The organism is Rhodococcus sp. NPDC003318, from assembly GCF_042879035.1.
Classification (GTDB): Bacteria; Actinomycetota; Actinomycetes; order Mycobacteriales; family Mycobacteriaceae; genus Rhodococcus_G.
Genome location: NZ_JBIAOU010000030.1, coordinates 15,454 through 39,299 on the forward strand (window position 1 = coordinate 15,454; position 23,846 = coordinate 39,299).

Annotated in this window: 25 protein-coding genes; 19 read left to right on the top strand and 6 right to left on the bottom strand. The window is 68.5% G+C overall.

The features are described from left to right. Positions 1-2: 2 nt before the first annotated feature. The 5 genes from rpmD to map all read left to right on the top strand — a co-directional run bounded on the left by rpmD (position 3) and on the right by map (position 3,488). Positions 3-182 carry a 50S ribosomal protein L30 gene (gene rpmD / locus ACFYVR_RS25720; RefSeq protein WP_387478788.1) on the top strand — a complete coding sequence of 60 codons (180 nt, stop codon included), beginning with the start codon at positions 3-5 and terminating at the stop codon, positions 180-182. Between the two features lie 2 nt (positions 183-184). Further along, a complete protein-coding gene (rplO, locus tag ACFYVR_RS25725; RefSeq protein WP_387478791.1) occupies positions 185-625 on the top strand; it encodes a 50S ribosomal protein L15 in 441 nt (146 codons plus the stop codon). A 206-nt stretch (positions 626-831) separates the two neighbouring features. Continuing rightward, entirely contained in the window at positions 832-2,139 is a 1,308-nt protein-coding gene (gene secY, locus ACFYVR_RS25730; RefSeq protein WP_387478794.1) for a preprotein translocase subunit SecY, read from the top strand. Beyond that, positions 2,136-2,681 (top strand): adenylate kinase, encoded by a 546-nt coding sequence (locus ACFYVR_RS25735; RefSeq protein ID WP_387478797.1) that lies wholly within the window; start codon positions 2,136-2,138, stop codon positions 2,679-2,681. Before secY ends, ACFYVR_RS25735 begins: the two co-directional genes overlap by 4 nt. 12 nt (positions 2,682-2,693) lie before the next feature. After that, the gene (gene map / locus ACFYVR_RS25740) at positions 2,694-3,488 is read left to right on the top strand and encodes a type I methionyl aminopeptidase (RefSeq protein ID WP_387478800.1); all 795 of its coding nucleotides are present in this window, start codon (positions 2,694-2,696) and stop codon (positions 3,486-3,488) included. A gap of 66 nt (positions 3,489-3,554) precedes the next feature. Here map and dtd read toward each other — a convergent pair whose 3' ends face one another. Further along, on the bottom strand, positions 3,555-3,986 hold the full coding sequence (gene dtd / locus ACFYVR_RS25745) for a D-aminoacyl-tRNA deacylase (RefSeq protein ID WP_387478803.1): 432 nt from the start codon (positions 3,984-3,986) through the stop codon (positions 3,555-3,557). Positions 3,987-4,212: 226 nt separating this feature from the next. Here dtd and infA point away from each other — a divergent pair, with 226 nt between their 5' ends. From infA to truA, 8 genes are all read left to right on the top strand, one after another. Beyond that, a complete protein-coding gene (infA, locus tag ACFYVR_RS25750) occupies positions 4,213-4,434 on the top strand; it encodes a translation initiation factor IF-1 (protein WP_003418601.1) in 222 nt (73 codons plus the stop codon). Positions 4,435-4,513: 79 nt separating this feature from the next. Further along, positions 4,514-4,627: a 50S ribosomal protein L36 gene (gene rpmJ / locus ACFYVR_RS25755; protein ID WP_003938068.1), complete on the top strand. Its 114-nt coding sequence runs from the start codon at positions 4,514-4,516 to the stop codon at positions 4,625-4,627. Between the two features lie 267 nt (positions 4,628-4,894). Continuing rightward, complete coding sequence (rpsM, locus tag ACFYVR_RS25760; protein ID WP_387478805.1) at positions 4,895-5,269, top strand: 30S ribosomal protein S13; 375 nt, start codon at positions 4,895-4,897, stop codon at positions 5,267-5,269. After that, on the top strand, positions 5,269-5,682 hold the full coding sequence (gene rpsK, locus ACFYVR_RS25765) for a 30S ribosomal protein S11 (RefSeq protein WP_005239680.1): 414 nt from the start codon (positions 5,269-5,271) through the stop codon (positions 5,680-5,682). The genes rpsM and rpsK overlap by 1 nt, the downstream gene beginning before the upstream one ends. Positions 5,683-5,703: 21 nt before the next feature. Then, positions 5,704-6,309: a 30S ribosomal protein S4 gene (gene rpsD / locus ACFYVR_RS25770; RefSeq protein ID WP_387478809.1), complete on the top strand. Its 606-nt coding sequence runs from the start codon at positions 5,704-5,706 to the stop codon at positions 6,307-6,309. Positions 6,310-6,426: 117 nt separating this feature from the next. Next, complete coding sequence (locus ACFYVR_RS25775; protein WP_387478812.1) at positions 6,427-7,491, top strand: DNA-directed RNA polymerase subunit alpha; 1,065 nt, start codon at positions 6,427-6,429, stop codon at positions 7,489-7,491. A 33-nt stretch (positions 7,492-7,524) separates the two neighbouring features. Then, on the top strand, positions 7,525-8,040 hold the full coding sequence (rplQ, locus tag ACFYVR_RS25780; protein WP_387478815.1) for a 50S ribosomal protein L17: 516 nt from the start codon (positions 7,525-7,527) through the stop codon (positions 8,038-8,040). A gap of 2 nt (positions 8,041-8,042) precedes the next feature. Next, positions 8,043-8,951 carry a tRNA pseudouridine(38-40) synthase TruA gene (gene truA / locus ACFYVR_RS25785; protein ID WP_387478844.1) on the top strand — a complete coding sequence of 303 codons (909 nt, stop codon included), beginning with the start codon at positions 8,043-8,045 and terminating at the stop codon, positions 8,949-8,951. 9 nt (positions 8,952-8,960) lie between these two features. On the opposite strand, the gene ACFYVR_RS25790 is transcribed toward truA, so the two are convergent. Next, the gene (locus ACFYVR_RS25790; RefSeq protein WP_387478817.1) at positions 8,961-9,386 is read right to left on the bottom strand and encodes a PAS domain S-box protein; all 426 of its coding nucleotides are present in this window, start codon (positions 9,384-9,386) and stop codon (positions 8,961-8,963) included. Positions 9,387-9,579: 193 nt separating this feature from the next. Between ACFYVR_RS25790 and ACFYVR_RS25795 the strand changes: the two genes are divergently transcribed. Beyond that, entirely contained in the window at positions 9,580-10,143 is a 564-nt protein-coding gene (locus ACFYVR_RS25795) for an NADPH-dependent FMN reductase (RefSeq protein ID WP_387478820.1), read from the top strand. Here ACFYVR_RS25795 and eccE read toward each other — a convergent pair. Further along, positions 10,131-11,756: a type VII secretion protein EccE gene (gene eccE, locus ACFYVR_RS25800; protein WP_387478823.1), complete on the bottom strand. Its 1,626-nt coding sequence runs from the start codon at positions 11,754-11,756 to the stop codon at positions 10,131-10,133. The two genes, ACFYVR_RS25795 and eccE, sit on opposite strands and share 13 nt — an antisense overlap. A gap of 95 nt (positions 11,757-11,851) precedes the next feature. Here eccE and eccB point away from each other — a divergent pair, with 95 nt between their 5' ends. Beyond that, entirely contained in the window at positions 11,852-13,306 is a 1,455-nt protein-coding gene (eccB, locus tag ACFYVR_RS25805) for a type VII secretion protein EccB (RefSeq protein ID WP_387478825.1), read from the top strand. On the opposite strand, the gene mycP is transcribed toward eccB, so the two are convergent. Beyond that, positions 13,279-14,616 carry a type VII secretion-associated serine protease mycosin gene (gene mycP, locus ACFYVR_RS25810; protein ID WP_387478827.1) on the bottom strand — a complete coding sequence of 446 codons (1,338 nt, stop codon included), beginning with the start codon at positions 14,614-14,616 and terminating at the stop codon, positions 13,279-13,281. The genes eccB and mycP overlap by 28 nt on opposite strands. A gap of 14 nt (positions 14,617-14,630) precedes the next feature. Then, entirely contained in the window at positions 14,631-16,061 is a 1,431-nt protein-coding gene (eccD, locus tag ACFYVR_RS25815; protein ID WP_387478829.1) for a type VII secretion integral membrane protein EccD, read from the bottom strand. A gap of 200 nt (positions 16,062-16,261) precedes the next feature. On the opposite strand from eccD, the gene eccCa reads away from it, so the two are divergent. From eccCa to ACFYVR_RS25835, 4 genes are all read left to right on the top strand, one after another. Beyond that, entirely contained in the window at positions 16,262-20,218 is a 3,957-nt protein-coding gene (eccCa, locus tag ACFYVR_RS25820; RefSeq protein WP_387478831.1) for a type VII secretion protein EccCa, read from the top strand. After that, positions 20,215-21,585, top strand: coding sequence for a type VII secretion-associated protein (locus ACFYVR_RS25825; protein ID WP_387478833.1), 1,371 nt, complete (start codon positions 20,215-20,217; stop codon positions 21,583-21,585). Before eccCa ends, ACFYVR_RS25825 begins: the two co-directional genes overlap by 4 nt. A gap of 150 nt (positions 21,586-21,735) precedes the next feature. Continuing rightward, a complete protein-coding gene (locus ACFYVR_RS25830; RefSeq protein WP_387478835.1) occupies positions 21,736-22,050 on the top strand; it encodes a WXG100 family type VII secretion target in 315 nt (104 codons plus the stop codon). Positions 22,051-22,094: 44 nt separating this feature from the next. Beyond that, positions 22,095-22,385: a WXG100 family type VII secretion target gene (locus tag ACFYVR_RS25835; RefSeq protein ID WP_387478838.1), complete on the top strand. Its 291-nt coding sequence runs from the start codon at positions 22,095-22,097 to the stop codon at positions 22,383-22,385. A gap of 75 nt (positions 22,386-22,460) precedes the next feature. Here the strand turns inward: ACFYVR_RS25835 and ACFYVR_RS25840 are convergent, their stop codons facing one another. Next, entirely contained in the window at positions 22,461-23,609 is a 1,149-nt protein-coding gene (locus ACFYVR_RS25840) for an alkaline phosphatase family protein (protein WP_387478841.1), read from the bottom strand. Between the last annotated feature and the right edge of the window lie 237 nt (positions 23,610-23,846).

Consider the following 23,846-nt stretch of genomic DNA (forward strand, 5'->3'; position numbering starts at 1 on the left):
TCATGGCCGAACTCAAGGTCACCCAGGTCAAGAGCTCGATCGGTGCCAAGCAGAACCAGCGCGACAGCCTGCGGACGCTCGGCCTCAGGGGCATCCGCAAGAGCGTCGTCCGTGAGGACAACGCGCAGAACCGCGGCCTGATCAACGTGGTTCGCCACCTCGTCACAGTTGAGGAGGTCTAACCATGACCATCAAGCTGCACCACCTCCGGCCTGCGCCGGGTTCCAAGACCGACAAGACGCGCGTCGGTCGCGGTGAGGGTTCGAAGGGCAAGACCGCCGGTCGCGGCACCAAGGGCACCAAGGCCCGCAAGAACGTGTCCGCGGCCTTCGAGGGCGGGCAGATGCCGCTGCACATGCGGCTGCCCAAGCTCAAGGGCTTCACGAACCCGAACCGGGTCGAGTACCAGGTCGTCAACGTCGGCGATCTCGCTCGCGTGTTCCCCGAGGGCGGGCAGATCGGTGTCGCCGAGCTCGTCGAGAAGGGTCTGGTTCGCAAGAACCAGCTCGTGAAGGTCCTCGGCGACGGCGAGCTCACGGTTGCCGTCCAGGTGACCGCGAACAAGTTCACCGGCTCCGCCAAGGAGAAGATCGCCGCTGCCGGTGGGAGCACCACCGAGCTGTGATCCGGCTCTAGTTTCGACGCGACGGCCGCACCACCGCCCGTACGGGCAGTGTTGCGGCCGTTGGCGTCTCGCCTGGACGAGCGTCCGGACCGGCAATCGTGGGATTGCCGGGCGGGCGGTTCGGGCGCCACTGATAGAGTTCTAGAGTTCACTCGTGCGTCGGGCGCTCCGCCCGCTTCCACCTATCGTCGTGCCCAGGAGGATCTTTGCTTTCCGCCTTCGTCTCGGCCCTCAGGACTCCAGACCTGAGGCGGAAGATCCTCTTCACTCTCGGCTTGATCGCGATCTACCGGTTCGGGGCGACGTTGCCGTCACCCGGCGTCGACTACGGAAACGTCAAGGCCTGTATCGACCAGATCTCGGGCGGCGACTCGGCGGGCATCTACTCGCTGATCAACCTGTTCTCCGGTGGCGCACTGCTGCAGCTGTCGGTGTTCGCCATCGGCATCATGCCGTACATCACGGCGAGCATCATCGTGCAGTTGCTGACCGTCGTCATCCCGCGGTTCGAGGAACTCCGCAAGGAGGGCCAGTCCGGCCAGGCGAAGATGACGCAGTACACGCGGTACCTGTCGATCGCGCTGGCAGTACTCCAGGCGACCGGCATCGTCGCACTCGCGGCGCGTGGTCAGCTGCTGCAGGGCTGTCAGGAAGAGATCATCGCCGACGACTCCATCTTCGGGCTGGTGACCATCGTTCTGGTGATGACCGCCGGCTCGGCGCTGGTCATGTGGATGGGTGAACTCATCACCGAACGTGGCGTCGGCAACGGCATGTCGCTGCTGATCTTCTCGGGTATCGCGTCCCGGATGCCCTCCCAGGGCAAGGCGATCCTCGATGCCCGCGGTGGTCTGGTCTTCGCGGCCGTGTGTGTCGCCGCCCTCGCCCTCCTCGCCGGAGTCGTGTTCGTCGAGCAGGGTCAGCGCCGTATCCCGGTGCAGTACGCGAAGCGCATGGTGGGTCGCAAGATGTACGGCGGCTCGTCGACGTACCTCCCGCTGAAGGTCAACCAGGCCGGCGTGATCCCGGTGATCTTCGCGTCCTCGCTGCTCTATCTGCCGAACCTGATCGCGCAGCTGACCGGCGCCACCAACGCCGCTGATCCGAGCTGGTGGCAGCGGTTCATCAACACCTATCTGGTGAATCCGTCGAACCCGGTCTACATCCTGATCTACTTCCTGCTCATCGTCTTCTTCACCTACTTCTACGTGGCGATCACGTTCAATCCGGAGGAGCGGGCCGACGAGATGAAGAAGTTCGGGGGCTTCATCCCCGGTATCCGTCCCGGCCGACCGACGGCGGACTACCTCAACTACGTGCTCGGCCGCATCACGCTGGCGGGCGCCATCTATCTCGGTCTGATCGCGGTGCTGCCCAACCTGTTCCTCACTCAGGGGGGTAGCAACATCTTCGGTGGCGCGGCTGTGCTGATTCTCGTCAGCGTCGGTCTCGACACCGTCAAACAGATCGAGAGCCAACTCATGCAGCGCAACTACGAAGGGTTCCTCAAGTGAGACTCGTCCTCCTTGGTCCTCCCGGTGCCGGCAAGGGCACCCAGGCCGCGATCCTGTCCGAGAAGCTCGGCATCCCGCACATCTCGACGGGCGACCTGTTCCGCGCGAACATCGGCCAGCAGACCGCGCTCGGGCTGGAAGCGAAGAAGTACCTCGACGCCGGTGACCTGGTCCCCAGCGAGATCACCAACAACATGGTCAAGGCGCGCGTGTCGGAGCCGGATGCCGTCAACGGGTTCCTGCTCGACGGCTTCCCGCGCACCGTCGACCAGGCGGCGGCACTCGAGGGCATCCTCGCCGAACTGGACGCCAAGCTCGACGGCGTGCTCGCGTTCGAGGTCGACGACGAGGTCGTCGTAGAGCGGATGCTGGCCCGGGGACGCGCCGACGACACCGAAGAGGTGATCCGGAACCGGATGCGTGTCTACCGCGAGGAGACCGCTCCGCTGCTCGACCATTACAAGGGCAGCATCGTCAGCGTCGACGCGGTCGGCTCCGTCGACGAGGTCAACGCCCGCGCGCTCGCCGCGCTCGGTAAGTAAAGAGGGTTCGTCGTGGGGTTTCGTCGCAAGAAGGTCGTCCCTTTCCGCACCGCCGGTGAGCTCGATGCGATGGCGGCGGCAGGGGCGATCGTCGGCGCGGCCCTGGTGGCGGTGCGGACGGCGGCCAAGCCGGGTGTCAGCACCCTCGATCTCGACCGGATCGCGGAACAGACGATCCGCGATGCCGGCGCGGTGCCGTCGTTCCTCGGTTACCACGGCTTCACCGGCTCGATCTGCTCGTCGGTGAACGACCGCGTCGTGCACGGCATCCCGTCGGCGCAGGACGTTCTCGCCGAGGGGGATCTCGTCTCCATCGACTGCGGCGCGATCCTCGACGGCTGGCACGGCGACTCGGCATGGACCTTCGGGGTCGGGGAGATCTCCGACGCCGACCGTGACCTGAGCGACGCGACCCGACTGTCGATGGAGGCGGGTATCGCGGCGATGCTGCCGGGGAACCGGTTGACGGACATCTCCCACGCAATCGAGCAGGGCACGCACGCTGCCGAGCGTGCCCACGGTCGCAGCTACGGGATCGTCGACGGCTACGGTGGGCACGGTATCGGCCGCGAGATGCACATGGATCCGTTCCTGGCGAACGAGGGCGCTCCCGGCAAGGGTCCGCAACTCGTCGTCGGGTCGGTGCTCGCGATCGAGCCGATGCTCACCCTCGGTACCACCGAGACCGAGGTCCTCGAGGACGACTGGACGGTCGTGACGATCGACGGTTCCCGCGCGGCGCACTGGGAGCACACCGTCGCGGTCACCGAGGACGGACCGAGGATCCTCACGCTCCGTCCGGAGTGATTCACCGATCTCGACGCCGAACGGCCCCCGCTCAATGCGGGGGCCGTTTCGCGTCCGGCGCGTGGCTCACATCTCCATCAGGACGGTCACCGGTCCGTCGTTCACCGACGACACCCGCATGTGCGCCCCGAAATGCCCGGTCGCGACCTCGGCGCCGAGGTCGCGCAGAGCGTCGGCGAACGCGTCGACCAGAGGCTCGGCGACGGGCCGGGGTGCGGCCGCGGACCACGACGGGCGACGGCTCCTGCGGGCGTCGCCGAGCAGCGTGAACTGGCTGACCACGAGGATCGGTGCCGCGACGTCGGAGGCGGAACGTTCGCCGTCGAGGATGCGCAGACGCCACACCTTCCCGGCCAGGGTCGCCGCGACCGACGTGTCGTCGTCGTGACCGACACCGAGCAGGATCAGCAGGCCCTGCGCGTCCGGAGTGATCCGGGCGACGGTCACGCCGTCCACCTCGACTGCGGCCTCCGTCACTCGCTGCACGACCGCGCGCACGGTCCACGTCCTTTCGTTCGGGGGGAGGAGTCGCCACCATTTGGCCTGGTGGGCGAACTCCGGTAAAGTGGATCAATGGTGCGTCCTGCGTGCCGGTCGTTCGCTGTTTCGGTCCCGCTTCCCGCGTCGTTCTCGGGATGGATTCGAACGTGGTGAGCAGCCGGTTCTCGATCGCGACCGCACCACCGTAACGGAGAACGATGCCCACCAACGGATCGCGGAGGATATGGCTAAGAAAGACGGGGCCATCGAGGTCGAGGGACGTGTAGTCGAACCACTGCCCAATGCGATGTTTCGCATCGAGCTGGAGAACGGCCACAAGGTCCTCGCACACATCAGCGGCAAGATGCGGCAGCACTACATCCGCATCCTGCCTGAAGACCGGGTCGTCGTAGAGCTCTCGCCCTACGACCTTTCTCGCGGTCGCATCGTCTACCGGTACAAGTAGCAGACTTCCCGGGCCACACCTGGTCTGGGACAGGTATGTCCACCGACCGGTGGGCGACACATCAGGAGATTAGACAGACGTGAAGGTTCAGCCGAGCGTCAAGAAGATCTGCGAGAAGTGCAAGGTGATCCGCCGTAACGGCCGGGTCATGGTGATCTGCGAGAACCTGCGCCACAAGCAGCGTCAGGGCTAGATCACTTCTCCTCGAAGATCTGCTTGGCAACAAGCACAGATGACCTTCCAGCACCAGCCGGCGTTGACGGCCACCGGAGCACTCACCTCACCGGTGAGGGATCCACGGGCAGACGCCGGTGCACCCCCGGCACGGAGGCCGGGGCCCCACTGAGTTAGTTGAGAGACGTATCGCGGGCCTGCTTTCCCGAGCAGCACGGAAGCAGTGCCGCGATGACACAGGGGACGGACTGGGAGCAGACCTCCGCACACCGAAAAGGAATGCCTCATGGCACGACTCATGGGTGTCGATCTTCCCCGCGAGAAGCGGATGGAGATCGCACTGACCTACATCTACGGCGTTGGCCGTACCCGCTCGAAGGAAATTCTCGAGGCCACGGGCGTCAGCCCGGACCTGCGCAGCAAGGACCTGAGCGACGACGACCTGACCAAGCTCCGCGACTACATCGAGGGTTCCGAGCTCAAGGTCGAGGGTGACCTGCGCCGCGAGGTGCAGGCCGACATCCGCCGCAAGATCGAGATCGGCTGCTACCAGGGCCTGCGCCACCGTCGTGGTCTGCCCGTGCGTGGACAGCGCACCAAGACCAACGCTCGTACCCGTAAGGGCCCGAAGCGCACGATCGCAGGGAAGAAGAAGAAGTAATGCCCCCCAAGTCACGTAGCACCGGTCCGAAGAAGACCCAGAAGGCGCGTCGCAGGGACAAGAAGAACGTCCCGCACGGTGCCGCTCACATCAAGAGCACCTTCAACAACACGATCGTGTCCATCACGGACCCGGCCGGCAACGTCATCTCCTGGGCGTCGTCGGGACACGTGGGCTTCAAGGGCTCGCGTAAGTCCACCCCGTTCGCGGCGCAGCTCGCTGCCGAGAACGCTGCGCGCAAGGCGCAGGAGCACGGCGTGAAGAAGGTCGACGTCTTCGTCAAGGGCCCCGGCTCCGGACGTGAGACGGCGATCCGCTCGCTGCAGGCAGCCGGTCTCGAGGTCGGCACCATCTCCGATGTCACTCCTCAGCCGCACAACGGCTGCCGTCCGCCCAAGCGGCGTCGGGTCTAGCGGGAAGGAAAGGTTTAGAAAATGGCACGTTATACCGGACCCATCACCCGCAAGTCGCGTCGTCTGCGCGTCGACCTCGTCGGAGGCGACCAGGCGTTCGAGCGTCGCCCCTACCCGCCGGGCCAGCACGGTCGCGCGCGGATCAAGGAGAGCGAGTACCTGCTCCAGCTGCAGGAGAAGCAGAAGGCTCGCTTCACCTACGGCGTCATGGAGAAGCAGTTCGTCCGCTACTACAAGGAAGCGGTGCGTCGCCCGGGCAAGACCGGCGAGAACCTGCTCCGCATCCTCGAGACCCGTCTCGACAACGTCGTGTACCGCGCCGGTCTGGCCCGGACCCGTCGTCAGGCTCGTCAGCTCGTGACCCACGGTCACCTGCTGGTGAACAACAAGAAGGTCGACATCCCGAGCTACCGCGTCTCCCAGTACGACATCATCGATGTCAAGGAGAAGTCGCTGGCCACGCTGCCGTTCCAGGTTGCGCGTGAGACCGTCGGCGAGCGTCCGGTTCCCGGATGGCTGCAGGTCGTCCCGGGCCGCCTTCGCATCCTGGTCCACCAGGAGCCCGAGCGTGCGCAGATCGACGTCCCGCTGCAGGAGCAGCTGATCGTCGAGCTGTACTCGAAGTAAAAGCCTCTCGGCTCGTGCGCGGTTCCGGGGTCGTCCGACCCGGGAACCGCGCACGAGCGCCGAAGGCGCCATCCAACTGGGCGTCAAATAGCGGACGCCCGTACAGGAGGAAAACCAATGCTCATTTCTCAGCGACCCGCACTGACCGAAGAGGTCATCGCTGACAACCGCTCGAAGTTCGTCATCGAGCCCCTCGAGCCTGGCTTCGGGTACACCCTCGGCAACTCGCTTCGCCGCACCCTGCTGTCGTCGATCCCCGGCGCTGCTGTCACCAGCATCCGCATCGACGGTGTCCTGCACGAGTTCACCACCGTTCCCGGCGTGAAGGAGGATGTCACCGACATCATCCTGAACCTCAAGGGCTTGGTCGTGAGCTCCGAAGAGGACGAGCCGGTCACCATGTACGTCCGCAAGCAGGGCCCCGGTGCCGTGACTGCAGGCGACATCGTGCCCCCGGCCGGCGTCACGGTGAACAACCCGGACCTGCACATCGCCACCCTGAACGACAAGGGCAAGCTGGAGATCGAGCTCGTCGTCGAGCGCGGCCGCGGCTACGTCCCCGCCGTCCAGAACAAGGCGTCCGGCGCCGAGATCGGCCGTATCCCGGTCGATTCGATCTACTCGCCGGTGCTCAAGGTCACCTACAAGGTGGAGGCCACCCGCGTCGAGCAGCGCACCGACTTCGATCGGCTCGTGCTGGACGTGGAGACCAAGAACTCCATCACCGCGCGGGACGCGCTCGCCTCGGCGGGCAAGACCCTGGTTGAGCTCTTCGGCCTGGCCCGTGAGCTGAACGTCGAAGCAGAAGGCATCGAGATCGGACCCTCGCCCGCCGAGGCCGATCACATCGCTTCCTTCGGACTGCCGATCGAGGACCTCGATCTGACGGTTCGGTCCTACAACTGCCTCAAGCGCGAGGGTGTTCACACCGTCGGCGAGCTGGTTGGTCGCACCGAGTCCGACCTGCTGGACATCCGTAACTTCGGTCAGAAGTCCATCGATGAGGTGAAGGTCAAGCTGCACTCGCTCGGCCTCGCCCTGAAGGACAGCCCGGCCTCGTTCGATCCGTCGACCGTTGCGGGTTACGACGCCGCCACCGGGACCTGGAGCGACACCGACGCCGGTGCCTTCAACGACGGTGACGGCAACGACCAGGACTACGCCGAGACCGAGCAGCTGTAAACAGCTCACTGGGTCCTTACTAGGAGATTCATCATGCCCAAGCCCAAGAAGGGTGCCCGCTTCGGCGGGTCGGCTTCGCACCAGAAGGCGATCTTCGCCAACCTGGCCACCGCGCTCTTCGAGCACGGTCGCATCACCACCACGGAGGCCAAGGCCAAGGCCCTGCGTCCGTACGCCGAGAAGATCGTGACCAAGGCCAAGGGTGGCACCCTCGCCGACCGTCGTGAGGTTCTCAAGGTCATCCGCAACAAGGATGTCGTGCACACCCTGTTCGCGGAGATCGGTCCGTTCTACGCGGAGCGTGACGGCGGCTACACCCGCATCATCAAGACCGTCCCCCGTAAGGGTGACAACGCTCCGATGGCGATCATCGAGCTCGTCAAGGAGCAGACGGTCACCTCCGAGGCCAACCGCGCCCGTCGCGTCCAGGCTTCGCAGGAGGCCAAGGCCGAGGAGACCAAGGTCGAGGAGACCGAGGCCGCTCCGGCTGCCGCCGACGAGGCTCCGGCCGCCGAGGCCGAGTCCGCCGACGAGGTCGAGAAGGACTAACGCTGAACGCGTCAGAACCTGCGAACGAACCCGCCGTACCCGCCAGGGACGGCGGGTTCGTTCGCTTTCGACTGGACATCACCTACGACGGGACCGACTTCTCCGGCTGGGCTCGCCAGCCCGGACTGCGGACGGTGTGCGGAGTTCTCGAGGACGCGATGTCGACGGTCCTGCGGCAGCCGGTGCAGTTGACGGTCGCCGGACGCACCGACGCCGGTGTGCACGCGAGCGGTCAGGTCGCACACTGCGACCTCGAAGTGCCCGAGGTCGGGGACGGACGTACGGGTCACGGTGCCGGCCTCGACGATCCGGATCGCCTGGTGCGCAGGCTTGCCCGATTCCTCCCGCCGGACGTGCGAGTCAAGAGGATCACCGCCGTGCCGGCCGATTTCGACGCCAGGTTCTCGGCGATCCGCCGCCACTACGAATACCGCATCTCGACCGCGCAGTACGGCGCCGAGCCGCTGCGGGCCCGTGACACCGTGTCCGTGCCGAAGCAGCTCGACCTCGACGCGATGCAGGCTGCGTCGCGGGCGCTGTTGGGACTGCACGACTTCGCCGCGTTCTGTCGTCGTCGGGAGGGTGCGACGACGGTCCGGGAACTGCAGCGCTTCGACTGGGCGCGGTCCGAGCCCGACATCCTGACCGCCCACGTCAGCGCCGACGCGTTCTGCTGGTCGATGGTGCGCAGTCTCGTCGGCGCGGTCCTCGCCGTCGGGGAGGGGCGTCGCACTCCCGAGTGGACGGCCGCGCTGCTGCAGGAGCGGGAGCGGTCGAGTTCGGTGCTCGTGGCTCCCGCGCACGGGCTGAGTCTTGTGCGGGTCGACTATCCGGCGGACGACGAGCTCGCCGCCCGCAACGCGGCCACCCGAGAGGTGCGGGCGCTGCCGGGTGGTTGCTGCGGCGACTGATCCGCGTGATCAGCCGGCGGGGATCCGGGCGATGGAAATCGGGTGGGCGAGTTCGGTGTTCACGCGTGCGCCGGTCTCGACGATCGTCATCACCACCGTCTCGGCATTGTGGCGTGCGACCGACTTCTTGACCCGGACGCGGACCGCCGCCCCGTTCTTGCGGATCAGGTCGTAGTCGGCTGTGAGGCTCAGCGTGGAACCGCTGACGAGCAGGGACTGGTCGTGGTCGTATTCGGGCTGCTGTGCCGGATGCACGAGCTCTCGTGGGTCGAGGCGTCGGGCTTCCGGGAGCGTGAACCCGAGGAAGTCGGCGAAGGCGCGGTTGACGTCGACGACGTGGTCGTCGTCGGTGTGCAGCATCACCGGCAGCTCGAGGTTCTGGATCAGTGACCGGTAGTGCGATCCACTGATGGAACCGAGGTAACCCGTTGTCATCGCGACCTCCCGACTGGCCTGCGCTTGATCCGTGAACCTGTCGTCTATGTGACAGTTTTATAACGAGTTGTGCAACGTGATGCCGGACACACGCCGGACCGGGTCGCGCGTCTCGGGCAGCCGGCTCGCCGCCGTCGCCCGCCCGGTCGCCCGCCGCGAGCCGGGGTGGCTCGGTGACGTGGTTCGATGAGGCGTGGCAACAGATCGGATCCGACTCGAAGTGATCATCGGCAGCGTGCGGGAGGGACGATTCGGGCCCGTCGTCGCGGACTGGTTTCTGCGTCGTGCCCGATCGAACCCGACATTCGACGTCGGCGTGCTCGACCTCGCCCACACACCGCTGCCGTGGGACCACTCCGACACTTCCGAGGTGCGGCGGTACCGGCGCCGGATCGACGAGGCGGACGCGTTCGCTCTGGTCACCCCCGAGTACAACCACGGATACCCGGCGGCGCTGAAGAACGCGATCGACTGCGCGAAACAGGAATGGCGGGCCAAGCCGGTCGGCTTCGTGTCCTACGGCGGACTGTCCGGCGGGCTGCGGGCAACCGAGCAGTTGCGGCAGGTCGTCGCCGAGGTGCACATGGTGTCGATCCGGCAGACGGTCAGCTTTCACCAGGCCCGCAAGCGATTCGGGCCGGACGGGGAGACCGATGACGGTGCCGCGATCGACGGCGCCGGGCGTCTGTTGGAGCAGCTCGAATGGTGGGCGGACGCGCTTCGCGTCGCACGTGGTCATCGGCCCTACCCGGGCTGACCCGACGGGACGCGAACCGAGGCGTGCGGGCGGCCGAGGTAGGCGGTTTCCCCTGGTGTCGTCACCAGCGTCAATTCTGAACGGATTCGATTCGCCCACAGGATGATTCGATTCCCCCGAGCCCCGGGCTGGACGACGGTCGCCGAGGCGGTGGGGGACAGGTCGGCCGGGGACGCGAGCAGGCGGATCACCGTGACCGACGGGTCCGGCCGGAGCGTGTCGGTGCCGTCGACGACGATCGTCGTCACGCCGTAGCCGCTCCACCCCTCGCGGTCCGCCACCCGCAGGCGCTCGGGCGCCGCCACCGCGTCCACGAGTGAGCGCCACACGTGCGGCCGCGAACTGTGCACCACGACCCGTGCACCTGTCGCGACGGCCCGGAACACCAGCTGCTGTGCGAGATACAGTTCCCCGACCACCTCCACGTCGCCTGCCAGTCGGACCGCGACGGCGCGGCCCTCGGCGTCGGCACCGATCAGCTGACCGCAACCGCCCGCCGGGACGACCGTGGCGTCGAGCCATCCCGGTTCGACGGTCGTGAAGTCGGTCAGTGCGTCGAGTTTCGGGGGTGCGCCCGGCAGGTGCGAGCGCAGTGCCGCACGGTCCCGGCCGATGGTCGGGACCAACCCGGGAACGTCCGGTCGCGACGGCAGTGCCGCGGAATTGAACCGGCACGATGCGGCGACGCGCACCTCGCGGGACGTGGGGCCGGGTCGCAGACGCACGGTCACCGTCGTCGCATCGCTTCGAGCCGACCACACCGCGGCGAGCATGCCCGCGTCGAGTAGGCGAGGGTCGACGGAGTATCCGGTGTTGCAGCCGCCGTGCACCGGCGCGTGGGTCCACGAACGGGCGCCCGTGTCGTGCTCGGGATCTCCCGCGATCACCGCGGCGACCGAGTCGATGTCGGTCGCCGACAGAATCCGTCCCCTCACCCCGGACACGGTGAGGCTGTTGACGATGCGCTGAGTCGCCACCGACACCGCACGTGCGGCACCGGCGCGTCCTCCGCCCCGGCGGGCCACCGCCTCGGTTTCCGATGCGGCGTCGAAGCGAATCGCCAGCCACACCGTCCGGCGGGCGACGGCAGGGAGCGGTCCGATCAGATCGCGGTACACCTCGCCCGCGGCGGTGCCCGGATCGACGCGTGACCCGTGGGCGACGACGTCGATACCGGCAAGGGCGATGTCGTGCCGACGCAGCGATTCGGCCAGCTCCCGCAGGGGCACACGGTGGTCGCCGTCGACGCGATCCCGGCCGAGACGCGTCGTGCCGGAGTCGGGGAGCAGTTCGATCACCGTGGACACCGTTCCTGCCTCCCAACGCAGTCCGATGACCGAGCCGTCCGGGGTCGGCGCGTCGGTGCTCTGTCCGGCGTCTCCTGTTCCATTCGACAGGTAGCCGATCAGCGTCGCCGTCCAGTCGAGGAGGCAGCGGCCCCGGACCGGGAGGAGACACAACGCGGCCACGGCCACAGCGGGAATCGCCACCTGCCACCACGCGAGCCCTGCCGTGCACGCGAGTGCTGCCACGGCGACCGCGACCCCCTGTGCGGTGACGAGGGTGTGCACTGCTGTGGCGGGCCACAGGTGACGGCTGCGTCGACGAATCACCAACTCTTCCCCCTGATCCCGGGCGTCCCCCACGCCGCGGATCTCGCGAACTGTACTCTGTGCAGCCGAAGTGCGCGCCAAGTGGGGGAGGGAACGTGGCAGCACAGCCGACGACGCGATGGCAGGTGAGCGGATACCGCTTCCTGGTTCGCCGGATGGAACACGCACTGGTTCGACGCGACGTGCGGATGTTGCACGACCCGATGCGTAATCAGTCGCGAGCGCTCGCGGTCGGTGCGATCGTCGCCGTGATCGGGGTCGCGGGGTGTGCGGCGCTCGCGCTCGTGCGACCTCAGGACAAGATCGGCGACGCACGGATCGTCGTCGGAAAGGATTCGGGCGCACTGTTCGTCGCATACGCAGACGCACTGCACCCGGTTCTCAACCTCGCCTCGGCCCGTCTGGTCGCGGGTGAGGCGGCCAACCCGGTGGTCGTGAAGGAATCCGAACTCGGCACCCGGCCGCGAGGCCCGCTGCTCGGCATTCCCGGCGCGCCGTCCGCACTGCCGGAGGGCGACCCTGGCGCCTGGACGGTGTGCGACTCGATTGCCTCGGGAGGCAACCGCGCGCTGACCACCACGGTCGTCGTCGGCGAAAGCGTCTCAGGTGGCGGCGCAGCCGATCTCACCTCCGACGAGGCACTGTTGATCCAGGGGACGTCAGGGACCTACCTGGTCCACGACGGGAAGCGCAGTCGAGTCGATCTCGGTGACCACGCGGTCGTGCTGGCCCTCGGGTTGGACGGACTGGCGCCGCGACCGGCCAGCGCGGGGTTGCTCGGAGCGATCCCCGAGGCGCCCGCGATCACTCCGCCTGCGATCGTGGACCGCGGGTTGCCTGCGCCGTATGCCTTGCAGGGCAGAACGATCGGATCGGTCGTCCAGGTTCGGGACGCCCAAGCCGCCACGTACTACGTGGTCCTCGCGGACGGTCTGCAACGGATCGGACGGGCCACCGCGGATCTCATCCGCTACGCCGACTCGCAGGGCACGGCCGCGGTCGAGGTCCTGACACCCGACGCCGTCGCGAGGGTGCCGCAGTCGTCCTCCCTCGCCGTGGACACGTTTCCCGAGGATCCACCCCGCATCGTCGACGACCGCACCAGTCCGGTGAGCTGCCTGTCCTGGCGGCCGACCGCAGGCGCGGACGCCGGTGGGCAGCAGGCCTCGGTGGCGGTGATGGCCGGCGCCGCGCTGCCGTTACCGGACGACGCACGCCCGGTCGGCCTCGCCCAGGCCGACGGCAGCGGTGACAACGCGGACCGCTTCTTCGCGCGTCCGGGTTCCGGTGCACTCGTGCACTCGACCGGTACGACGGAGTCGAGCGTGCGGCACGGTGTACTGTTCTTCGTCGGGGACACCGGTGTCCGCTTCGGTGTCGAGAACCGGGAGACCGCAACGATGCTCGGACTCGCGCAAGGGTCCCGTCCCGCTCCCTGGTCGATTCTCGGAATGCTGGCCCCGGGCCCCGAACTGGCACGGGAAGCGGCGTTCCTCGCGCACGACGGCGTGGCGCCCGACGATCACCCAGTGGACGTGTCACCCCGGTGAAGCCTGCGTCGCAACGGAAATGACGCGAGGATGCCGATCGTCAGCAGTGCCACGACGGCTCCGGCGCCGACCAACGCAACTCTGCGTGGGCGCGTGTCCGGAGTCGCTGTCGGAGCGGGCACAGGCACCGCGACGGACTGCGGGCCGGTCACGGTGCCCCGGTCGGGCGCGCTGACCGCCGCCAGCGGATCCACGACGCCGTGCCCGACGAACGGATCCCACCCCGCAGCGGGCGCGTGGGCGGTGGCCTCGATCCGCGCCACGACCTCCCGCGCCTTCAGCTCGGGGTGCCGGGAACGGACGAGCGCCGCGACACCCGCCACGTAGGGCGCGGCGAAACTCGTGCCCTCGATCGCGCCGCCGCCCGTCGAATCGGTGATCGCCGACAGCTCCGCGCGGCGCGGGTCGAGTGAGGTGATCGCGGTCCCGGGAGCCGCGACGTCGACCCACGGCCCGGGAACGGTGAAATCGGACGGGCTGCCGTCGGGATCGACGGACCCGACCGTGAGTACCTGGTCGTCGTACCAGGCGGGTGTCGCCACCGTCGTCACCGAATCCCACGGATCGGCATGCGGGTGAGCGGGATCGGGCGGAGGATTGGATCGGCGGCAGATGTCGATGTTTCCCGCCGCGGCGACGATGACGACGTCCTCGACACGGGTGGCGTAGTCGATCGCGGCTCCGAGTGCGAGGTTGTCCCCGGAACCGGGTGGAACGCACGCCACCTCGGAAATGTTGATGACGGTTGCGCCGAGGTCGGCTGCCCGGCGCACGGCGGACGCGAGAGTGGCGAGTGTCCCGACTCCGCCAGCGTTCCGTCCGTCGCCGTCGCGGGGGCCGCCGACCTGGCGGAAGACGTTGCTGGACTGCCGGATCGTCATGATCCGCGCGTCCGGTGCCACGCCTGCGAAACCGGTCGTCTCGGAACGCGACGCGGCGATGATGCCCGCGACCAGGGTGCCGTGGGCGTCGCAGTCGGAGGTCCCGTCGCCGGTGGACACGAAATCGCCGCCGGCGACGAGGCCGGGCAGACGTGGGTGCGGCTCGACGCCGGTGTCGATGACCGCGACGGACTGCCCGCGGCCGGTGGTCAGCGGCCACACCGACTCGAGGTCGAGCATGCGTTGCGGCGCCGGGATCAGTTCGCGGTCGGTGACCGGGACGGTGCCCGTGCACGGGTCGCGCAGCTCGGTGGCCGGCGCAGGCAGATTCGCGGGTGGAAGACGGGAGGGGTCGATCACCGGCGGGTCGACCGCCGCGGCAGTGCCGGAGCCGATCGTCGTGGTCAAGACCACCGCGGCAGCCGCCACGGCACTGGTGATCCTCACAGGCCGCGGAGCGCGGAGAACAGGCCGGACACCCAGCACACCAGAGGGATCACGGCCGCGATGGCGGTGTAGTCGAGCAGCTCGACCGCGCGACGCTGCACCGGCGAGAACTCCCGGGCCGGCGCGACCACTCCGAGAACCATCGCGACACCTGCGCCGAGTGCGGCGATCGCGAACACGGCGGGCGCCAGGCCGGATTCGGAGGCAGCGGTGCCGGCCAGGAGGAGAACCAGGATCAGCGTGCCCGACCCGATGAGCGGTGCGGCCTGCGCCGCGCTCGCATAGGTGCGCCCGCGCAACATCACCACCACGGCCACGACCACGGCCAGAGCCGCTCCCGGCCAGTTGATGTCGTCTCCGAATGCGCCCGCGGTCATCAGCGCGCCGACGAGCGTTGCCAGTGCGACCGCGCAGACCAGCCCGGTGAGGTGGCGGCGTGCGCGCCCGGCGCGCTTCTCCAATCCGACGAAGGACGCGAGCGGGCCGGTGTCCGACCGGTCCTCCTCGGAGTCCAGGGGCGATCCCGGCGACGGCACCGGCGGCAGCGGCAACTTCGCGAGCAGCATCGCCAGACGAGGTGCGAATGCCAGAGTCGTGAGGGCGAGAGCCATGGCGACGGCGGACACGGCGGACACCGACAGGTCGGTGACCAGGACGGCGGTGGCCGAACAGGCGACCAACGCGGACACCGTCGTCACGGCGGTGCCGAGCGCGACGCCGACACCGCTGGTGCGCGCGGCGAGCACCGCGACCGCACCGGTGGTTACCGCACCGAGCAGCAGTCCGGCCGCAGACAGCGCCCCCGGCACGATCAGTGCACCGCCCACGAACGCCGGGGCAATCGCGGCGGCCCAGAGGACGACGCCGGCGGACCCGTCCCCGTACACCCGGGCGGTGACGGCGCCGGCGCAGACCAGGAGAACCGCGACGACGAGTGCCGCGAACACGCTCGTCAGACCGCCGTCGATACGGCGTGCGAGCAGCAGTCCGAGCGCACCCACCGACGTGAGTGCCACGGTGGCCGCGGAACCGGTCAGTCGCGCCGATCGGGGAGTCCACCTCCGGAACGAGTCGGCCCCGATCGCCGCGACGTTGTGCATCAGGTCGTCGAACAGCGGCGCGGGCGGTGGTCGCCGAGTCGACTGGAGTACCAGCAGGTCTCCGTCCCGAACACCGTGTTCGGCAAGGGAAGCGGCCGGGTCGAGGGGTGCGTGGCCGAGCCGACCGAGGGTCCACTCGGTCGCCGCCGGCGGCGGAACCGTACCCACCGGCGGTGGGTCGTGGCGCTCGATCATGCCCACGATTTCGGGGATCAGCAGGGCCAGCGGGGCCTCTGGGGGCAGTGCGAGGTCGATCTGGGTGTGGTCCGCGAGCACGGTCAACCGACACAGCTCCGTCCGGTCGTCCGCACCGGCACTTCTCGTCACCACAGCCCCACCCCCCTGCGCACGGGTCCCCACCCGCGCCGTTCCCCAACGAAACTCCCGGCACTCTACGGCAATCGATCGCCGGCCGTGGTGCCGTGGGCCCACTTCATGCGCTACCCTTCATCGCTCGGGGCGCCCGTACCAGGGGAGAGGGCCGGCGCCCGACGTCGTTCCAGTCGGCACCAGGGGGTGATTCGCGCATGGCCACAGTGCGTTTCGTTCGGAGGGCGCGCAGCGAGCTGCCGCGCATCCCGGGCGGCGAGGTGAGCTTGCAGGCGCCCCCGGAGATTCCCAAGATCGTGCCCGGAAGCCTGCTGACGAAGATGCTCCCACTGGTCATGGTCGTCGCCATGCTGGGGATGCTCGCCCTGACGTTCACATCGGGGATGGCATCGAACCCGATGACACTGCTCTTTCCGGTCATGATGGTCGTGTCGACGCTCGGCATGCTCGCGGGGGGACGCGGCGGCACGGCTCGGTCGGCCGAGGTCAACGAGGGTCGCAAGGACTACCTGCGGTACCTCGACCAGCTCCGCAGGGAGGTGTACGAGACCGTCGACCGCCAGCGTGAGGCGCTCGAATGGAGTCACCCCGAGCCCGCTCACCTGTGGTCACTCGCCGGGTCGGGCCGCATGTGGGAACGCCGGATCACCGACACGGATCACTGCCATGTCCGAGTCGGGCGCGGAAGCCAACGTCTCGCCACCCGCCTGGTCGCGCCCGAGTCGGGTCCCGTCGAAGACCTCGAGCCGGTCGCCGCGGTGTCGTTGCGTCGCTTCGTTCGGACCCACTCGGTGGTTCCCGAACTGCCGACCGCGGTGTCCCTGCGCGGTTTCGCCGCGATCGGGTTCGAGGGGGACCGATCCGCTGCACGGGCGCTGGTGCGTGCGATGCTGGTGCAGCTGTGCACCTTTCACGGTCCGGACCAGGTTCGGGTGGTCATCGTGTGCGGCCCCGACACGGCGGGCGAATGGGACTGGGTCAAGTGGCTGCCCCACGCTCAGCATCCAGACCTCGTCGACGGAGTCGGCACCGGTCGCATGGTCTACGGCTCGCTGGCCCAACTGGAGGACGTCCTGGGTCGGGAACTGGCGACGCGGGCCCGCTTTTCGCGGACCGCGGCGGCCACCGCCGGTGTCCCACAGACGGTGATCGTCCTCGACGGCGGTATCACCGCCGGTGCCGGGGTGATCGACGACGGCCTGGACTCGGTGACCCTTCTCGACCTGTGCGACTGCCGTCCGTCGCTGTCGGCCGGCCGGGGAATCCAGCTGGTTGTCACCGACGGGTCGCTCGGAGCGCGGAGTGCGTCCGGGATCGAGACATTCGCGGTCGCGGATCGGATCAGCGTCCACCAGGCACAGACCGCGGCGCGTCGACTGGCGCCGTATCGGGTTGCGCCGCAGCATGCGTCGGAATCCGGCGTTGACGACGAAGGCATGCAGGCGGACTGGCAACAGTTGCTCGGACTGCCGGACATCACGCGGCTCGACCCCGACGTGGCCTGGGGTTCGCGGAGCGCACGCGACCGGTTGCGGATCCCGATCGGCGTCGCGCTCGACGGCAGTCCCGTCGAACTGGACCTGAAGGAGGCCGCCGAGAACGGCATGGGCCCGCACGGGTTGTGCATCGGTGCAACCGGATCGGGAAAGTCGGAGTTCCTGCGCACGCTGGTGCTCGGACTGATTGCCACTCACTCCCCGCAGGCGCTCAACCTCGTGCTCGTCGACTTCAAGGGTGGCGCGACGTTTCTCGGTCTCGACGCGGCGCCGCACGTCGCCGCCGTCATCACCAACCTCGCCGAGGAACTCGCGATGGTCGATCGCATGCGCGACGCGCTTGCCGGCGAGATGAACCGGCGACAGGAACTGCTGAGGTCGGCGGGCAACTTCGCGAACGTCACCGACTACGAGAAGGCGCGCGCCGCGGGCGCTGATCTGGCGCCGCTGCCTGCATTGTTCGTCGTGGTCGACGAGTTCTCCGAGTTGCTCAGCCGGCAACCGGAGTTCGCGGACCTGTTCGTCGCGATCGGACGGCTCGGAAGGTCGCTGCACATCCACCTGCTACTGGCGAGTCAACGGCTGGACGAGGGTCGCCTGCGTGGCCTCGACAGCCACCTCTCGTATCGGATCGGATTGAAGACCTTCTCCGCGAACGAGTCTCGGACCGTGCTGGGGGTTCCGGACGCCTACCATCTGCCGGCGTCGCCCGGTGTCGGCTACCTCAAGTGCGATTCGGCCGAGATCGTCCGTTTCGCCGCGGCGTACGTGTCCGGCCCGTACCGGCCGCGGCGACCCGTTCGCTCCGCGACCGGACCCCGGTCCGGGCCGGATCTGCGCCCGATACCGTTCACCGCCGCACCCGTCGCGTCGATGCGTCCGGCGGTGCCACCGCCACCGACATCGGATCCGGAACCCGACGCGGAGGAGCACACCCGGACCGTCCTCGAGGTGGTCGTCGACCGGGTCTGCGGTCACGGACCGGCCGCACACGAGGTGTGGCTGCCTCCGCTCGACGAACCACCGGCGTTGGACCACCTGATCCCCGATCCGACCGCCTGCAGCCCGGGAAACCTGCGCGCCCCGATCGGGGTGGTGGACCGTCCCTACGACCAGCGACGCGACCTGCTCGTCACCGACCTCGCCGGATCGCGGGGCAACGTGGCGATCGTCGGTGGGCCGCAGTCCGGCAAGTCGACCGCGCTTCGTGCGTTGATCCTCGCGATGGCGATGACACACACCCCGGAACAGGTCCAGTTCTACTGTCTCGACTTCGGGGGTGGCACACTCGCCGCGTTGGCTGCGCTGCCACACGTGGGGTCCGTCGCGAATCGCCTCGACGTCGACCGGGTCCGGCGGACCGTCGCCGAGATGAGCACCCTGATCCGCGAGCGGGAGCGGCGCTTCCGGGCCCTCGGCATCGATTCGATGGCCGAGTTCCGCAGACTCCGTGCCTCGGGTGGGGCCGCGGACGACGCATTCGGTGACGTCTTCCTCGTCGTCGACGGCTGGCCCGGCATCCGCCAGGACTTCGAACCGCTGGAATCCCAGATCGGTGCTCTGGCCGGCCAGGGCTTGTCGTTCGGAGTCCACGTCGTGGTCACCGCCTCGCGGTGGGCGGAGATCCGCCCGGCGCTGAAGGATCAGCTGGGTACTCGTGTCGAGCTGCGGCTCGGTGATCCCGCCGACTCGGATGTCGGTCGGATCAAGGCCACCCGGGTCCCGGAAGGCAGGCCGGGACGCGGAATGACCGTGGACGGACACCATCTGCTGACCGCACTGCCCCGAATCGACGGGTGCACCACCAGCACCGACCTGACCGCCGGTGTCGCGGACGCGGTGGCCCGGATCGCGGCGAGCGCAACGGGACGCGCGGCGCCCCCGGTCCGGATGCTCCCGGAACGCGTCGATCGAACGGATGTCGTAGCGGGCGTGGAGAACTGGCCGCCCACCGGCGGTCGCCCGTGCCTGCAGGTTCCGATCGGGATCGACGAGGCCGAACTGGCGCCGGTGTACCTCGACTTCACGCAGCAGCAGCACCTGCTCGCCTTCGCGGACAGCGGTTCCGGCAAGACGACGTTGCTGCGCGGTATCTGTGCCGGACTGATCGAGTCCAACACCCCGGCACAGGCGAAGATCGTGCTGGCCGACTACCGCCGCACGATGCTCGGGGCCGTCGAGGGCGACCACCTCGCGGGCTACGCCGCCAACGCGCCGGCACTGACCGCGATGGTGACCGAACTGGCCGGTGTGCTCGCCGGCCGGATGCCGGGCGCCGACCTCACTCCGCAACAGATGCGGGACCGGTCCTGGTGGTCCGGGCCCGAGATCTACGTCGTCGTCGACGACTACGACCTCGTCGCCACGTCCGGCGGCAACCCGTTGTTGCCACTGCTCGACTACCTGCCGCACGGCAGGGACATCGGACTGCACCTGATCGTCGCGCGACGGTCCGGGGGCGCGTCCCGTGCCCTCTACGAGCCGATCATCGCCTGCCTGCGTGACCTCGTCCCGTGGGGGCTCGTGATGAGCGGAAGCCGTGACGAGGGCAACCTCATCGGTGCGGCCCGTCCCACCGACATGCCGCCCGGGCGGGCAATCCTGGTGAACCGTGCCGCGATGGCGTTGATCCAGGTCGCGTCGGTGCGTCCGTTGTGATCGAACGGACCGTCGCCGCAGTGCACCTGACGGAGACCCGGGTGTGGGCCCGCCACGGCGACCGGACGATCGACCGTCCCGCGGGTGTCCTGCTGGATGCCGGCGTCCTCGAGGTCGGTGTGACCCCGATCGGCGCCGTCGACCCCGACGTCTACGAGCCGAGCCCCCTCCGTTTCGTGGACGACTCGTTCCTCGCTCTGGGCGACAACACGATTCCCATGTCGGAAGTCCTCGCCGCGTTGTTCGGCCGGACGCTCGGGCTCGTCGGGGCTGCGGGTCCCGTCGACCTGCTGGTCCTCACCTGCCCCACGGAGTGGGGGTCCTCGCGCAGACGCACCATGACGGCAGCCGGACGTTCCGTCGCCCGCGATGTGCGGGTGCTGTCCGTGGCGGATGCGGTCGAGGCCACCGTCGACGCCGAGGGCCCGGGTGTGGTCCTCGAGATCGGGATTCTCGAGTCGGCCGCGACATCGACGGTGGCGGTGGGCACGATCTCGTTCGACGAACTCGGCGCCATGGATCTGGCCGAGCGTGCCGACGCGGCGACCGAACTCGCGGTGGGTGTGCACGACCGATGCCACGACGCGCCGGCGTGGGTGGCGGTCACGGGCCGAGCCGAGAGGTCGGAGAGCGGTCCGCTGGCGGCGGCGCTGCGAACGGCCGGGCGCTCGTCACCCCGAGTGGTCGTGGTCGACGGAGCCGCCGTCGTCACGTCGGCCCACGAGTGGGGTCTCGGCATCATGCATTCCGGTACGGCTCCACGGCGGACGGCTGCTCACCGCGGTCGCCGGGCGGTGGCGGTGGCGGCGGCTGTCTCGGCCGTGGCGGTCGCCTCCGGGCTGGGCACGTGGGCTCTCCGTCTGCCGAACGAGGCCGCGCCCCCGGCCGCCACGGTGGCACCAGGCTCATCTGTCGAGTTGGTGCCGACGTCCACCCCGACACCGGCCGTGTCGGCCGTGGTGGGCAGGGTTGCGGTGGTGGTGCCGAGCGGATGGCACGAACGGGTGCCCGCGAGTAGGCCGGACCGAATCGAGATGGTCAGGGACGACGGCGTTCCCGCGCGAATCCTGGTGGTGCACAAGGAGCTCACCGCCGGATCCGACTTCGACTCCGTAGCCGAAATCCTCGCCGATCGAATCGCGGAGCGATCCGAGACGTTCGGTCCGCTCAGCGAGATCGACGTCGACGCCCGGCACGCGCTGACCTATCGGGAGGCTCCGGATCCGGACTCGGAGGTCCGATGGCTGGTCTTCGTCGGCGAGGACCTGCAGATCAGTATCGGTTGCCAGGGTTTGCGCGACCGACTCGGCGGTCTGGAAGCCGACTGCGACCGCGTCGTCCGATCTCTCGAAGTGGACCCGAAGTAGGCGCCAGGATCGCGCTGAACTCGCTCGAGAATTCGCTGGATCCGAGGGAACCGAACCGCGACGCCGCGACGTCCAAGTACGTGTAGGCGCGGTCCGACACAGCCCACCTGGGCTGGAATCGCCCGGACGCGAGAGACGAGGGAGTGGGTCATGAGCGGTCAGTTGAGGACGACCACCGAAACCATGGAGACCGCCGCGCGGCACGTGGGTGACGTGAACGGCGACATCCAGGGGCAGTTGTCCTCGTTGCAGGGTCGATTGGCAGCCGTGAACGGCGCCTGGGAGGGTTCGGCGAAGGTCGCGTTCGACGGGCTGATGGCGCGCTGGGAGTCGGGCGCGAAGCGGCTGAACGAATCCTTGCTCGCCATCAGCGAGAACATCCGCGCGAACGGCGTGGCCTTCGCCACCGCTCAGGACGATCACACCAGCGCCATCACCAACGCGGGCGGCGGCCTCAACCTCTGACGGTCACGACCGTCCACAATCAACGATTTCATCAGGGGGACAACATGAGTGGAACAATGCGCTACGACTTCGCCGCGATCGACGGAGCCCGCGCCGACATTGCGGCCACCAGTGCCAACATCAACGGCAAGCTCGCGGACCTCAAGGGCTACCTGGGGCCGCTCGTCGCCGAGTGGGAAGGCTCCGCATCGGAGGCGTACCAGGCGCAGCAGGCGAAGTGGGACGCGGCCGCCAACGACCTGAACCAGGTCCTCGAGGCAATCGGCCGGGCGGTCGGGGCCGGCAACGACGACATGAATGCGACCAACAACCGCGCGGCGGCAAACTGGGCCTGATTCGGACGCGTTCATGGAGGAGGACGTCCCCGGTGGAGGAGAGCCACCGGGGACGTCCTCGTCGCTCGGCCCTGTTCAGGGGCGGAACACGACCAGGGGGACATGGAGTTCGGCCGGAGTGAGCGAACCGTGATGACCGATGAGAATCGACTGGAGGGGTTCGGCGCCCCGACGGATCAGTGCACCGTCACCGGTCGCCACCGCGACCACGTCGCCGATCCGTTGCTCGGCCGCCGCGCTGACGGTCGGACCGAACCAACCACGTTCGATGACGTCGGCCCGGGAATGGACGGCGAACGCATCGCCGAGACGGTCCTGCCATCGCGCCAGTACCGCATCGGCTCGACCGGGCTCGGTGTAGACGTGTCGGGCTCGCGGTTCTCCGCCGATCTGATGCACATCCCTGCGCAGTCCGGAGTCCTGATCGATGTCGATCGGCGAATGCACCTGCACCATGCCGTGGTCGGCGGTGACGATCAGCGCGCCGTCAGAGGGCAGCCGGTCCGCGATCTGTCTGACCAACAGGTCGACCTGCTCGAGCTCGAGGGCCCACGCTGTCGATTCGGGTCCGCGTGCGTGGCCGGTCAGGTCCAGTTCCCCGTGGTAGGCGTAGACGAGTGAGCGTTCCCCCTCGTGCAGCGCCGTCACCGTGGCGTCCACGAGGTCGCCCATCGAGAAGCTCGGTCGAAACTCTCCACCCCGCAGTGCGGCGCGTGTCAATCCGGAGTTGCCCTGGTAGGCGGGTGCCACGCGGGAGACGGTGATGCCGTGGGCGGCGGCCCGCTCGAAGGCGGTCGGGGTCGGCTGGAACTCCTCGGGCACGAGCTCGCGCAGCAGATCGACGCGGGGGCCCTCCCCGTGCAGGCGCCACTTCAACGGATTCATCAGGCGGTCCTCGCCCGGCACGGACATCAGGTACCCCACGACGCCGTGTTCACCGGACGGCAGCCCGGTACCCAGCGAGGCGAGGCTCGCCGCCGTCGTGGTCGGGAAGCCTGCAGTCAGGAGCGGCGCCGGTCCCGCAGAAGAGAGAAAGGGGGCCTCGTCCGGGTGCGCGGCCAGCAGCTGCGCACCGAGCCCGTCGACGAGAAGGATGCAGACACGATTGACACCTGACAGTCCGAGCCCGATTCGGTCGGACTCGCCGGCGACACCGAGCTGCGCGAGAACAGAGGGAACGAGATCCGACAGGGACTCCCGTCCATAGTTGGGAGCAAGCAGCATGCGCCCAGGCTAGCCGTCGAATAAGTGCAATTGTGGCGTGAAAACGACAAGATATGCCGCTGACCAGGCGATTTGCGATGGTGTGGTTCGTCGCGTAACTTTTGTCGAGTCAGAGCGACACGGACACCGACTCCGCCCCTTCGGGGTGTGAGAGAACGAGGTTGGACGAAGGCGCCTGGCGGATTCAGAGGTGATCGACGGGTGATACCGTTGTGCCTCGACTGCCTTTCTGGTTGT

Bases quoted from the DNA above. Each gene is read 5' to 3' on its own strand.
- rpmD (WP_387478788.1), top strand. From the start codon at position 3: ATGGCCGAACTCAAGGTCACCCAGGTCAAGAGCTCGATCGGTGCCAAG.
- rplO (WP_387478791.1), top strand. From the start codon at position 185: ATGACCATCAAGCTGCACCACCTCCGGCCTGCGCCGGGTTCCAAGACC.
- infA (WP_003418601.1), top strand. From the start codon at position 4,213: ATGGCTAAGAAAGACGGGGCCATCGAGGTCGAGGGACGTGTAGTCGAA.
- rpsM (WP_387478805.1), top strand. From the start codon at position 4,895: ATGGCACGACTCATGGGTGTCGATCTTCCCCGCGAGAAGCGGATGGAG.
- rpsK (WP_005239680.1), top strand. From the start codon at position 5,269: ATGCCCCCCAAGTCACGTAGCACCGGTCCGAAGAAGACCCAGAAGGCG.
- rpsD (WP_387478809.1), top strand. From the start codon at position 5,704: ATGGCACGTTATACCGGACCCATCACCCGCAAGTCGCGTCGTCTGCGC.
- ACFYVR_RS25775 (WP_387478812.1), top strand. From the start codon at position 6,427: ATGCTCATTTCTCAGCGACCCGCACTGACCGAAGAGGTCATCGCTGAC.
- rplQ (WP_387478815.1), top strand. From the start codon at position 7,525: ATGCCCAAGCCCAAGAAGGGTGCCCGCTTCGGCGGGTCGGCTTCGCAC.
- ACFYVR_RS25790 (WP_387478817.1), bottom strand. From the start codon at position 9,386: ATGACAACGGGTTACCTCGGTTCCATCAGTGGATCGCACTACCGGTCA.
- eccCa (WP_387478831.1), top strand. From the start codon at position 16,262: ATGGCCACAGTGCGTTTCGTTCGGAGGGCGCGCAGCGAGCTGCCGCGC.
- ACFYVR_RS25830 (WP_387478835.1), top strand. From the start codon at position 21,736: ATGAGCGGTCAGTTGAGGACGACCACCGAAACCATGGAGACCGCCGCG.
- ACFYVR_RS25835 (WP_387478838.1), top strand. From the start codon at position 22,095: ATGAGTGGAACAATGCGCTACGACTTCGCCGCGATCGACGGAGCCCGC.
- ACFYVR_RS25840 (WP_387478841.1), bottom strand. From the start codon at position 23,609: ATGCTGCTTGCTCCCAACTATGGACGGGAGTCCCTGTCGGATCTCGTT.